Source organism: Pseudomonas sp. GG8 (assembly GCF_052976945.1).
The window spans coordinates 2,231,060-2,243,620 of record NZ_JBRIIP010000001.1; the positions used below are offsets into that span (position 1 = coordinate 2,231,060).

Annotated in this window: 8 protein-coding genes and 1 tRNA gene; 8 read left to right on the top strand and 1 reads right to left on the bottom strand. The window is 57.8% G+C overall.

What is annotated here, in order from left to right; all coding sequences use genetic code 11:
• Nucleotides 1–3: 3 nt before the first annotated feature.
• The 4 genes from fdhE to ACVBEG_RS10735 all read left to right on the top strand — a co-directional run bounded on the left by fdhE (nucleotide 4) and on the right by ACVBEG_RS10735 (nucleotide 4,446).
• Nucleotides 4–930 (top strand): formate dehydrogenase accessory protein FdhE, encoded by a 927-nt coding sequence (gene fdhE / locus ACVBEG_RS10720; protein WP_322179331.1) that lies wholly within the window; start codon nucleotides 4–6, stop codon nucleotides 928–930.
• Between the two features lie 67 nt (nucleotides 931–997).
• On the top strand, nucleotides 998–2,428 hold the full coding sequence (gene selA / locus ACVBEG_RS10725) for an L-seryl-tRNA(Sec) selenium transferase (protein ID WP_447107684.1): 1,431 nt from the start codon (nucleotides 998–1,000) through the stop codon (nucleotides 2,426–2,428).
• Nucleotides 2,425–4,338 (top strand): selenocysteine-specific translation elongation factor, encoded by a 1,914-nt coding sequence (selB, locus tag ACVBEG_RS10730; protein WP_447107685.1) that lies wholly within the window; start codon nucleotides 2,425–2,427, stop codon nucleotides 4,336–4,338. Before selA ends, selB begins: the two co-directional genes overlap by 4 nt.
• 12 nt (nucleotides 4,339–4,350) lie before the next feature.
• Nucleotides 4,351–4,446, top strand: a tRNA-Sec gene (locus ACVBEG_RS10735).
• Nucleotides 4,447–4,475: 29 nt separating this feature from the next.
• Here the strand turns inward: ACVBEG_RS10735 and ACVBEG_RS10740 are convergent.
• Nucleotides 4,476–5,375 (bottom strand): LysR substrate-binding domain-containing protein, encoded by a 900-nt coding sequence (locus ACVBEG_RS10740; protein ID WP_322179328.1) that lies wholly within the window; start codon nucleotides 5,373–5,375, stop codon nucleotides 4,476–4,478.
• 405 nt (nucleotides 5,376–5,780) lie between these two features.
• On the opposite strand from ACVBEG_RS10740, the gene ACVBEG_RS10745 reads away from it, so the two are divergent.
• The 4 genes from ACVBEG_RS10745 (at nucleotide 5,781) to ACVBEG_RS10760 (ending at nucleotide 12,476) form a co-directional block, all read left to right on the top strand.
• Nucleotides 5,781–7,439: a DUF1302 domain-containing protein gene (locus ACVBEG_RS10745; protein WP_322216153.1), complete on the top strand. Its 1,659-nt coding sequence runs from the start codon at nucleotides 5,781–5,783 to the stop codon at nucleotides 7,437–7,439.
• A 33-nt stretch (nucleotides 7,440–7,472) separates the two neighbouring features.
• The gene (locus ACVBEG_RS10750) at nucleotides 7,473–8,828 is read left to right on the top strand and encodes a DUF1329 domain-containing protein (protein ID WP_323565811.1); all 1,356 of its coding nucleotides are present in this window, start codon (nucleotides 7,473–7,475) and stop codon (nucleotides 8,826–8,828) included.
• Nucleotides 8,829–9,063: 235 nt separating this feature from the next.
• The gene (locus ACVBEG_RS10755; RefSeq protein ID WP_323565810.1) at nucleotides 9,064–10,077 is read left to right on the top strand and encodes a WD40/YVTN/BNR-like repeat-containing protein; all 1,014 of its coding nucleotides are present in this window, start codon (nucleotides 9,064–9,066) and stop codon (nucleotides 10,075–10,077) included.
• Complete coding sequence (locus ACVBEG_RS10760; protein ID WP_322179325.1) at nucleotides 10,077–12,476, top strand: efflux RND transporter permease subunit; 2,400 nt, start codon at nucleotides 10,077–10,079, stop codon at nucleotides 12,474–12,476. Before ACVBEG_RS10755 ends, ACVBEG_RS10760 begins: the two co-directional genes overlap by 1 nt.
• The last annotated feature ends 85 nt before the right edge of the window (nucleotides 12,477–12,561 follow it).

The following is a 12,561-nucleotide window of genomic DNA, read 5'->3' on the forward strand; positions in this document are numbered from 1 at the left end:
TTCTTGAGCACGATACTAGAGCCCGGACAGATCGAAGCGTCAGCCAGTGCGCCGCCGTTTCTGTACCTGCCACCGCACACTCTGTTCACGTTACGTGCCCAACGTCTGGAACAGGTGGGCCATGGGCATCCGCTGGCCGACTATCTGATGCTGATAGCCTCTCTTTGCCGCGTCCAGCAGAGCCTGATGGATCAACCGCCGTCAGCCATAATCCCAGACCCCGAGCACGTGCTTTTATGTCAGCAACACGGCTTGCCGCCGCTGGCCGCCGACAGTCTGGTGCGCGAGGACGGTTGGCAGCCGTATCTGGACGCCTTGCTACTGCGTTATCAGGCACCGCCCCAGCCGCCAGTGCAAAATGCCCTCGCGACCTTGCGCAACGCCAGTGCCGGGCAGCGCAGGGCGTGGGCCATCGCATTGCTCAGCGGTCAGTTTGAGGGGGTGCCCGCAGCGCTGGTGCCGTTTCTCGGTGCAGCCTTGCAGGCCGCCTGGAGTCACTGGTTGCTGCACATGCCAACCGTGGACCTGAAGCCCTGCGACAGTCTCGGCCAATGCCCGGCCTGCGGTTCGCCAGCCATGGCGGGGGTGATTCGCCACCGTGGCAAGTACAACGGATTGCGCTACCTGGTGTGTTCGTTATGTGCCTGCGAATGGCATGTGGTGCGGGTCAAATGCATCTACTGCGAACAGAGCAAGGGGCTGAAATATGTCAGCTTCGAAGATGACCGCTATGCAGCCAATCAGGCGCCCCTGCGGGCTGAAATCTGTCCCGGCTGCAACAGCTACCTGAAACTGCTTTACCTGGAAAATGATGCAGAAGCCGAGGCGCTTTCGGCGGACCTGACCAGCCTGACGCTGGACATGCGTCTGGACCTGGATGGCTACCAACGCCAAGCGCCAAACCTGATGCTCACACCGGGAGGAGGTTGAGCACAGCGGCTACACTCAGGCTTTCTGTATACACGGACCCACTTCCGCGTCATTCCCGGAGCCCTGAATGCCCTCCAATCCTGCCTCCAGCGTCTTGCGCCTGCCCTCGATAGACAGTCTGCTGCGCAGCCCCGCCTGCCGGCCACTGGCAGAACGGTATGGCCGCGATGCATTGCTCGCCACCCTGCGACAATTGCTTGATGACCTGCGCGAATCGGTTCAGCGGGGTCAGCTTGATGCGGTTGAACTCACGGCGCAGGTATTGGCAGGGAGGGTAGGCGAACGCCTGGCAAACCAGCACGCCAGCCGGGTGCGACGGGTGTTCAATCTCACCGGTACGGTGCTGCACACCAACCTCGGGCGGGCGCTGTTGCCGGAGGAAGCCATTGAGGCCATGCAACAGGCTGCGCGCTATCCGCTCAATCTGGAATTCGACTTGCAAACCGGCAAACGCGGTGACCGCGACGACTTGATTGAAGGCCTGATTCGCGAACTGACCGGCGCGGAAGCGGTGACGGTGGTCAACAACAACGCTGCCGCCGTCTTGCTTGCGCTCAACAGTCTGGGCGCGCGCAAAGAAGGCATTATCTCCCGTGGCGAGTTGATCGAAATCGGCGGCGCATTTCGCATTCCCGACATCATGGCCCGGGCCGGGGTCAAGCTACATGAAGTGGGCACCACCAACCGCACCCATGCCCGTGACTACGAAGCCGCCATTGGACCTCGTAGTGGTCTGTTGATGCGCGTGCACACCAGCAATTACAGCATTCAGGGGTTCACCGCTCAGGTGCCCACCGCCGAACTGGCGCAACTCGCCCACCGTCACGGCCTGCCATTGCTCGAAGATCTGGGCAGCGGCAGTCTGTTGGACTTGACCCGCTGGGGACTGCCCGCGGAACCCACGGTGCTTCAGGCGCTGATCGACGGTGCCGATATAGTGACCTTCAGCGGCGACAAGTTGCTGGGAGGCCCCCAGGCCGGATTGATCGTAGGCCGCAAGGACCTGATCGCACGAATCAAGAAGAACCCGCTCAAGCGTGCGTTGCGGGTAGACAAACTGACCCTGGCGGCCCTCGAAGCGGTACTGGGTTTGTACCGCGACCCCGACCGACTGGCTGAACGCCTGCCTACCTTGCGCCTGCTCACCCGTCCCCAGACCGATATTTTCGCTCAGGCTGAACGCTTGCGCCCTTTACTGGCGCACGTGTTGGGCGACGACTGGGGCGTCGCGGCGTTGCCAGCGCTGAGCATGATCGGCAGCGGTAGCCAGCCCGTGGCCCGACTGCCCAGCGCCGCATTGTGCCTGACACCGCACGCGCCTAAACGGCTGCGCGGGCGTTGGTTGCAGGGGCTGGAGGCGACATTGCGGGGCTTGCCCATTCCAGTGCTCGGGCGCATCGACGACGACGCCCTATGGTTAGATCTGCGCCAGCTTGACGATGAGACGGCCTGGTTGGCTCAGCTTGATCAACTGCAAGGGCAGGGCCGGGCAGGGTGATCGTTGGCACTGCAGGGCACATCGATCACGGCAAGACCGCCTTGCTCAAGGCCTTGACCGGTCAGTCAGGTGACCGCCGCCGGGAAGAGCGCGAGCGTGGCATCACCATCGACCTGGGTTTCATTTACGCGGTGCTGGAGCCCGGAGCGGCGCTTACCGGTTTTATTGACGTGCCCGGTCATGAGCGCTTCATCCACAACATGCTCGCCGGTATTCAGGGCATTGACTTGGTGTTGCTGGTGGTGGCTGCGGATGATGGGGTGATGCCTCAGACCCGCGAGCATTTGGCGATCATCGAGCTGCTGGGGATCCCTCGGGCGCTGGTGGCGATCAGCAAGTGCGACCGGGTGAACGCGGCACGGGTGCGGGCGGTTCAGGTCGAGGTCGAAACGTTGCTCGCGCCCGGGCCCTATGCTGGGGCGCAGCAGATCGTGTTGTCGAGCGTGACCGGGGAGGGTATCGAGACCCTGCGTCAGGCATTGCTGGATGCACAGCGCGAAATTCAGCAACGCATTGCCTGTGGCGGTTTCCGCTTGGCCATCGATCGTGCCTTTAGCGTTGCCGGTACCGGCATCGTGGTGACCGGGACGGCCTTGGCCGGACAGGTAACAGTGGGCGACACGTTGCTGCTGGGCGCATCCGGCAAGCCCGTGCGGGTGCGCGGTCTGCATGCGCAGAACCAGGCCGCCGTCGAAGGATCGGCCGGGCAACGGTTGGCGTTAAACCTGAGCGCTGAGCGCCTGGCCCTGGAGCAGATCCATCGTGGCGACTGGTTGCTGGCCGAGTGGCTGTATGCGCCCACCCAGCGTCTGGACATCGACATGCAACTGCTCGCCAGCGAGACGCGTACCTTTACACATTTCAGCCCGGTGCACGTACACCTGGGCACTCAAGATGTCACCGCTCGGGTCGCATTACTGGAGGGTGAAAGCCTGGCGCCGGGGCACCGAATGTTCGCGCAATTGTTGGTGAATGCGCCACTGCAGGCGGTGCAGGGTGATCACCTGGTCCTGCGTGACCAGAGCGCCCAACGCACCCTTGGCGGGGGGCGGGTGCTCGACCCGTTTGCACCGGCACGCCAGCGGCGCAGTCCGGCCCGGCTGGCACAGCTACAGGCCTTGGCCGACACCAACACCCTGGAACAGGTCTTGCCGACGCTGTTCGGCAATAGCGACGCAGGACTCGACCCACAACGCCTTGAGCGCCAGTTCAATCGCCTGCGCGCCACGTGGCAGCTACCGGCCGATATCCTCGTGATTGCCACGCGCCAAGGGCCGCGATTGTTCAGCGATGCCCATTGGCAGGCCCTGAAAGCCCGGGTGCTGGAGCAACTCGCGCGCTTTCATCAACTGGAACCCGACCAATTGGGACCGGACCGTGATCGTTTGCGTCGATTCGCAGGCATGTCGCTGGACCGACCGACCTTCATCAGCCTGCTCGACGAATTGCTGGCCGGCGGCGCCATTGCCGCCAGTGGCCCTTGGTTGCATTTACCCGAACACCAGGTGCGTCTGAGCGAAGAAGACGAGGTGCTGTGGCTGCAGCTGAAGCCGCTGTTCGAACAGGCGGGTTTCGACTCGCCCTGGGTCCGCGATCTGGCCAATGCGACTCATCATGATGAAGCGGCCGTGCGCTTGCTGCTGCGCAAATTGGCGCGGTTGGGGCAGGTCCATCAAGTGGTACGCGACCTGTTTTACACTGACGCCACGGTACGCCAGTTGGCAGCTATGCTGTTGCAACTGTCCGCGGATAATCCAGTGATACCGGCAGCCGCATTTCGCGATGCAGTGGGCATCGGCCGCAAGCGCAGTATCCAGATTCTCGAGTTCTTCGACCGTATTGGCTTGACCCGACGGCTCGGCGACCAGCGCCGTATCCGTCCGGATAATGCACTCGCACAGAGTTCGTGAGACTGATTTCAAGGAAGGCAATCGCGCCCGGTGGCGCGGCCGGGCTTCAAACCCGGTTGGGGACGGCATCCGTTCCCGGGCAGGTTCGACTCCCGCTGCCTTCCGCCATTTCACCCCGCACAGACGGAGTCCTCAGATCAAGGCGTTCTTCGTGTGCGAAAATCCCGAACTATTTCTAGAAATGAACTGAGAATCGGAGAACGGTCATCGGTCCGGTAAATGCAACTCAAGTCGACTTGAGCGTTATCGGGCTCCTCGCTCAGGGCCCGGTAAACCACGCCCGGCAGAGCAAGCACTGAGGCCGACTCCGGCACCAAGCAGACGCCAAAGTTACTTGCCACCAAGGCCACTCCGGTCACGGTATCGCCCACCTCCTGCGCAACCTGTGGGATGAACCCCGCTTTTTCACACATGCTCATGACTTTATCGACAAAGTTTGGACGCGAGCCCGTGGGAAACAGGATCAATGGATGATTGGCCAGGCAGTGAAACGGGACGATAGTTTCGCGTGCCAGAGGATGATTTTCGTTGACTGCCAGTAACAGCTTTTCCGTGATAACGAGCTCATTGGAAATGTCGGACGACGGCGTGATAAATCGGTTGAAGCCCGCGTCGATTCGACGTTGACGCAAGGCTTCAATTTGTTCGTCCTTATTCATGTTGTGCAAAACAATTTTTACGTCTGGATGGGTGTTGCGGAATGCCAATAGCAACTTAGGGATGGTATCAAGAATGCCCGAGCCAAAGATGCCGATATCGAGCTTGCCCAGCTTCCCCTGACCGGCTCTTTGCGTACGTTCGGTTGCCTGCTCGACCACTGAGTGAATATTGCGAGCTTCAGCGAGGAACAACTCACCGGCCTGAGTCAGTTCCATACCGCGTGGTGTGCGAATGAATAACTGTACGCCCAACTCATCTTCAAGCTGCTGGATCTGTCGAGTCAACGGAGGCTGGGAGATGTGTAAACGGATGGATGCCCGGCGCATATTCAGTTCCTCCGCAACAGCGATGAAGTAGCGAATATGGCGTAGATCCATGTGCGGTAAACCTTTCGGGTGATTGCTCAGTACGCGAGAGGCACTGAGGGGAGGCGATCATGGTATTGGAGTTCCACGCATTCAACCAATACATTTTGCCACCATCGCGTTGGCCGGTTGAACGCGCTGGAAGAACCATCAAGCATGCTCCGTCAATGCTTGATTCATTGATCCTCCTGATGCCCGTGTGTCACCGCAGCCCGCACCTGAACGGGAGACCCTCCACGACGGCTAGCCATAACGTGCATAGCGATACCTGATAGGTATCAGGTTGGCAGGTTTTTGGTATTGGACGGTAACCCTCAAGACCCATAGTTTCGTGTACATCGGCTGTCGGTAAGCGCGAAGCAAATGTTCGCGGCGTCAGCACGAAATTACAAAAACAAAAAAAATCGAGGAGACGATATGGGTAACAATACCTATCAACCAAATGCTTCCTTTCGCTATCGATCAGCACTGGCACTTGGCGTACTCGCTGGATTGTCGATGAGCAGTGCAACCTATGCATTTCAGATCGATTCCGGTAATCCTGACATTCAGATGTCATTGGATAACACAATCAAATACAGCGCTGCATGGCGGGTTCGCGGTGCAGACTCCAAGGTCGCGAATAACTCAACCGGTGTTCAGGCCAACACCAACGATGGTGATCTAAACTTTGACCGTGGGTTGATTTCCGACCGCCTTGATCTGTTGTCTGAATTCGATCTGCGATTCAAGCGTAACTTCGGTCTGCGCCTCAGCGGTGCCGCCTGGTATGACGATGTCTATAACCATTCCAACGACAACCCAGGCGCGTTGAATGGCGCGCTGGTGAATTCCCGCTCTGCCAGTTATGACCATTTCACTCACGCGACCCAGAAACTACAGGGGCGTGACGCTGAGATGTTGGACTCGTTCGTTTACGGTAGTTTTACCCCAGCGGATATGCAGCTCAACGTTAAAGCGGGCCGTTTTACCCAGCTCTACGGTGAAAGCCTGTTCTTCGGCAGTAACGGTATTGCGGCAGCACAAACGTCGCTCGACTTGATCAAGGCGCTTTCAGTTCCCAACTCTCAGTTCAAGGAGATTCTTCGGCCCATTGATCAGCTCTCTGGGCAATTGCAGATCAATTCAAACGTGTCCATTGGCGCCTATTACCAGTTGGAATGGCGCAAAAGCCGTTTGCCCGCCGCAGGCAGTTACTTCAGTTTTGCCGACTTCATTGATAACGGCGGCGAGTCGCTGATCATGGGGCCGGGGGTCTCGTTCTCCCGGGGTCGTGATATTGATGCCAAGAATTCGGGGCAGGGCGGCGTCCAGCTAAAATTTAGTACAGGCGATGTGGAATACGGTATTTACGCGGCGCAGTTCCACGACAAGATGCCTCAGTTTTATGTTCACCCCGATACCGGCTCTTACGAGGAGGTCTTCGGCGAGAATATCCGTACGATAGGCGCTAGCTTCAGTACCCTGGTCGGTGAAGCCAACGTCGCTGGAGAGGTTTCTTTCCGTAGCAACATGCCGTTGGTAGCCTCCGGGAATACGGTGATCGTGCCCTCTAGCCTGGGGGCAAATGGCGACAGCAAAGCGGCCTTCCCTGTGGGCCGCACTCTGCATGCCAATTTGTCAGCGATTGATGTTTTGGCGGCTACGCCGTTTTGGGATGGCGCATCCGTTATCGGTGAACTTGCCTTTAACCGACTCTTGAGCGTCACTGAAAATCGAGATCAGTTGGACCCATCGGCAACGCGTGACGCGAGCGCGCTGCAATTCATCTTTACGCCCGAGTACTTTCAGGTTGCCCCTGGGCTGGACCTGCAGGCTCCGATCGGTGTGAGCTATGGGATTTCTGGCCGTTCTGCAGTCAATGGTGTGCTAATGCCCTCAGAACATGGTGGCAACGTCACCGTTGGGTTGAAAGGTGATTACATGAAAACCTGGCAGACCAGCCTCAACTACACGCATTACTACGGGCCTGCCGGTTCAGTTATCAAGTACGACACCAACGTTCCCGAACTTTCCTACCAGAACTTCCACGGCGACCGTGATTTCATTTCGTTGTCGGTTCAACGCACTTTTTAAGTTTGAATTTTTTCCCGCCTGAGGGGTACCACAATGTATAAGAAAACCGTTTTATGGGCGGCGTTGGTTGCCAGTTTTATAACCACGCAGATGGCACACGCTGCCGTGAGCGCAGACGAAGCTGCGAAGCTTAAAAGCAGCCTGACACCGCTCGGCGGAGAGATGTCGGCAAATAAGGACGGCAGTATCCCGGCCTGGAGCGGGGTCAAGGGATTGTCGGCGTCCAGTGAAAAAGTCGGTGATATCCCCGTCAAGTTGTTTGCGGATGAGAAGCCGCAGACAAAGATCACTGCACAGAATATGGGGCCGTACGCGGATAAATTGTCCGAAGGCACTCAAGCGTTGCTGAAGAAGTACCCTGATACTTTTCGCCTGGATGTTTACCCCACTCATCGTACGGCGGCAGCGCCGCAGTATGTCTATGACAACACGATGAAAAATGCCACCCAGTGCAAGGTTCAAGACAATGGCATGTCTTTGCAGGGTTGCTATGGCGGCGTGCCGTTCCCGATTCCAAAATCAGGGGTTGAGGCTATTTGGAACCACTTGTTGCGCGTCGAAAGTGAAGCCACTGAAGTCTCCAACTTCAAAAACATCATTTTGACTTCCGATGGCTCGCGGGCCATGGCGACAATGAATGACCAGTCCAATCAATACCCGTACTACTACAAAGATGGTTCGGCAGACAAATGGAGCGGCGAATACTTCCTGCAGCGTTTCAGCACCATTGCACCGCCCTTCAAGGCCGGGGAATCTCTGGTGTTTCGTGACAGCATCAACGTCAGTCAGGCACGTCAGGCATGGCAGTACCTGGTCGGCCAGCGGCGTGTGCGCCGAGCACCGACAGTGGCGTATGACACGCCTGACTTCGTGGCATCAGGTGCGAACTACTTCGATGAAGTTATGGGCTTGATGGGGCATGTCGACCGCTATGACTGGAAGTTGGTGGGCAAGCGGGAGATGTACGTACCTTACAACACCAATGAAGTGGTCACCGCTTCGCTGGATCAGGCCTACGGCAAGCACCATTTGAATCCTGACAAGGTGCGTTGGGAGTTGCACCGCGTGTGGGAAGTGGAGGCGACCGTTGCCGCTGGCAAGCGTCATGCGGTGCCCAAGCGTCGTTACTACCTCGACGAAGACTCCTGGATGGTGTTGCTGATGGATGGCTATGACAGTGAAGGCAAGCTGTGGCGTACCACTCAGATTACGCCGTTCGTGTTGCCATCAGTGCCAATGCTGGAACTCAAGCCCGCGCATGTATTCAACTTGCAGGCCAATACCATGAGTTCATCGCAATCACTTAGCGAGGCCACTTTTCATGTGGTCGGACGCAAGCCCGAGACCTACTTCACCGGCGACTCGGTAGGTGCCGAAGGCGTACGTTAAATCACGCGCTTGCAGTGTCGCCACTGAGCCCCGCAGGCACAGTGGCGACAGTCTCTTCTCATCATTTTTTTGCCTCATCCATGCAGTGCTTGACGCTGAGATCCGGGCAGAAGGATGTATTCGAGTACGTCAGATGCACATGTTAAATGCGCTCAAAAGGTCGACGGCCTTTGCCGTCGCCACACTTTGTCTTTCCTGCCTGGCCAGCCTTTGCGTTGCAGCAGGACAATCGGTCGTGCCCGATGTGCTCGACCTTCCTGCACAACAGAACACACGGGCACGGCAGGGTTTGTTACTGGCCGTGGCCCAGGCAGGCCAGCGCCTGGTCGCTGTCGGCGAGCGCGGCAGCGTTCTGCTTTCCGACGACGCAGGGCATTCATGGCGTCAAGCCAAGAGCGTGCCGGTAAGTGTGCTGCTGACCGACGTGGACTTCCCGACACCAACCCAGGGTTGGGCGGTGGGGCACAGCGGTGTGGTCTTGCACAGCACCGATGCCGGCGAAACCTGGCAGCGTCAGCTTGACGGCCAGGAAGTCGCGCAGGTGATTCTCGACGATGCCCGCCAGCGCGCCGATGCTGGCCAAGAGGGCGCTGCCGCAGAGGTGCGTAGTGCCGGGTTCCTGATAAGCGATGGTCCGGACAAGCCTTTTTTGAGCGTGCGGTTTAGTGATGAGCAGCATGGCTATGTGGTGGGTGCTTACGGCATAGCACTCACCACTGCAGACGGCGGCCAGAGCTGGCAATCGCTGGTTGGACGAATCCCTAACCCACGTGGCAAGCACCTTTATCAGGTACAGATCAATCATCAAGAATTGCTGATAGCCGGTGAACAAGGCGTGTTATTTCGCTCAATAGATGGAGGCAGCCATTTCAGTGAGATCTCCACACCCTACAAGGGCACCTTCTTCGGTGTGCTGAATCTTGAGGGCGATACGCTGCTGGCCTACGGTCTACGCGGCAATGCCTGGCGCAGTCCGGATCACGGGGCCAACTGGCAACGGGTGGCGCCGGAACAATCGGTGACACTTACCGCCGCGAGACGACTGCACGACGGTTCTTTGCTGCTCGCTGACGAAAGTGGACGCCTGTTACGCAGTACTGACGACGGCCGCAGTTTTGTGGCTCTCAAAACCCAAGCGCAAGCCGGGCTCAGCGGTGTAGTCGAGTCGGCGGAGGGCGCTCTGATCATTTTCGGCGCGCGCGGGCTGTCCCGGATTGAGCCGGGTACATTAGTTTCGGGAGTTCAATAATGAATCATGCGCAGCTTATTCCCTCGGAAGCTGTCATAAGCGACCTGCAGGCGTTCGATAAACAATCAGGAACACTTTGTGAACGGTTGTTGTTCAACAACCGCATAGTGATCGTTGCACTGTGTTTGTTCATCACGCTGTTGCTGGGTTATCAGGCGCGTGGGCTCTCGCTCAATGCGGCATTCGAGAAGATGATCCCTACGGGTCATCCTTACATTGTCAACTTCCTGGAAAACCGCAAGCAGCTGTCTGGCATGGGCAACACGCTACGCATTGCGGTGGAGGCCAAAGACGGTAATATTTTCAGTGCTGAGTATCTGGAAACGGTACGCAAGCTTAGTGATGAAGTCTTCCTGCTGCCGGGTGTCGACCGCCCTTATATGAAGTCGCTGTGGGCACCAGCCGTACGCTGGACAGGCGTGACCGAAGAAGGTTTGGACGGCGGGCCGGTTATTCCCGATAACTATGATGGGTCTGTGCCAAGCCTTGAGCAGGTCCGAATAAACGTCGAGCGCTCAGGTGAAGTTGGCCAGTTGGTGGCGGCGAACTATAAGTCGAGCATCGTGCTGGTTCCCCTTCAGGAAAAAGTCTCTGAAACCGGCGAGCGGATTGACTATCACGCACTCTCCCTGCGTGTTGAGCAATTGCGCACCAAATACGAGTCGGACAAAATTGCAATCCACATTACCGGCTTCGCCAAGGTAGTGGGTGACCTGATTGATGGCCTGAGACAGGTCCTGGTGTTCTTTGCCGCAGCCATCGTCATCTGCACTGCGGTACTTTTTTGGTACACCCGCTGCCTGCGTAGCACCTTGCTGGTGGTGTTCTGTTCAATGGTCGCGGTGGTATGGCTACTGGGTCTTTTACCTACGCTTGGTTACGAGCTTGATCCTTACTCGATCCTGGTGCCTTTTCTGGTGTTCGCTATTGGCATGAGCCACGGTGCGCAGAAGATGAACGGCATCATGCAGGACGTCGGTCGTGGGACGCACCGATGGGTGGCTGCGCGCTATACCTTTCGACGCTTGTTCCTGGCGGGCATGACCGCGTTGCTGGCCGATGCGGTCGGTTTCGCTGTGTTGATGGTGATAGACATCCAGGTCATACGGGATCTTGCTATCACGGCGAGTATCGGCGTCGCTGTGCTGATTTTCACCAACCTTGTGCTGCTGCCAATCCTGCTTTCTTACACGGGAGTCAGCCCTGCGGCAGCGAAGCGCAGCCTCAAGGCAGAACTGTCGGAAAACAACGACACGCAGCACAGGAAGCATCCGTTCTGGGCGTTCCTCGACCTGTTTACCCGACGCTTCTGGGCGACCGTGGCCGTGGCAGTGGGCCTGGTTTTGGGCATCATCGGTCTGATGGTGAGCACCCATCTGAAAATTGGCGATACCGATCCTGGCGCACCGGAGCTGCGTGCGGATTCGCGTTACAACCGTGATAACGCCTTTATGGTGGACAACTACGCGGCGAGCAGTGATGTGTTCATCATCATGGTCAAGACACCGCAATACGCGTGTGCTCACTACAGCACGCTGATGGCTGTCGATGCGCTGTCGCATGAATTGCAGAAACTGCCTGGGGTCGAGGCCATCAGTTCGCTGGCAGGTATCGCCAAGGTGGCTAACGCAGGGATGAACGAAGGCAGTCTCAAATGGTTCGAAGTGCCACGTTCGCAAGACATGCTCAATGCCATTATTACTCGCGCCCCGCGTGAGATGTTCAACCAGAATTGCGACTTGCTCACGGTGTATGCCTACCTCAAGGACCATAAAGCCGATACGTTGACAAGCGTGGTCGGCGTGGTCGAAGGCTTCGCGGCTAAATACAACAGCGATGACATCCGCTTTCTCAATGCCGCGGGCAACGCCGGCATTGAGGCCGCCACCAATATCGTGGTGAAAAAGGCCAACGTTCAAATGCTGTTCCTGGTCTACGCGGCGGTGATCGTGCTGGCGTTCATTACCTTTCGCTCATGGCGTGCGGTTGTCTGTGCGGTGGTGCCGCTGATGATTACTTCCGTACTGTGTGAGGCGTTGATGGTGTGGCTGAATATCGGCGTCAAGGTTGCCACTCTGCCAGTGATCGCCCTCGGTGTGGGTATAGGCGTGGATTACGCGCTGTACGTGATGACCGTGACGCTGGCGCGGATGAAGGAGGGCATGTCGCTCTCGGAGGCTTACTACAAGGCGTTGATCTTTACCGGCAAGGTGGTGGTGTTAACCGGTATCACCTTGGGGATTGCGGTCGCGACGTGGGTCTGGTCGCCGATCAAGTTCCAGGCTGACATGGGTATTTTGCTGGCGTTCATGTTTGTCTGGAACATGCTCGGAGCGCTGATCTTGTTACCCGCGCTGGCCCACTTTTTGTTGAAGCCCAAACAGGGCGTTGCGATCTGACCGGCGAGAAGGGTGCATTGACTATGAGCACTATATGGAGCGGTCATGGCCGTGATCTGATCAACACCATTTTTCTGGCAACTGG

Excerpts from the sequence above, each read along its gene's own strand:
- ACVBEG_RS10745 (WP_322216153.1), top strand. The coding sequence starts at position 5,781 with ATGGGTAACAATACCTATCAACCAAATGCTTCCTTTCGCTATCGATCA.
- ACVBEG_RS10750 (WP_323565811.1), top strand. The coding sequence starts at position 7,473 with ATGTATAAGAAAACCGTTTTATGGGCGGCGTTGGTTGCCAGTTTTATA.
- ACVBEG_RS10760 (WP_322179325.1), top strand. The coding sequence starts at position 10,077 with ATGAATCATGCGCAGCTTATTCCCTCGGAAGCTGTCATAAGCGACCTG.
- selA (WP_447107684.1), top strand. The coding sequence starts at position 998 with ATGCCCTCCAATCCTGCCTCCAGCGTCTTGCGCCTGCCCTCGATAGAC.
- ACVBEG_RS10740 (WP_322179328.1), bottom strand. The coding sequence starts at position 5,375 with ATGGATCTACGCCATATTCGCTACTTCATCGCTGTTGCGGAGGAACTG.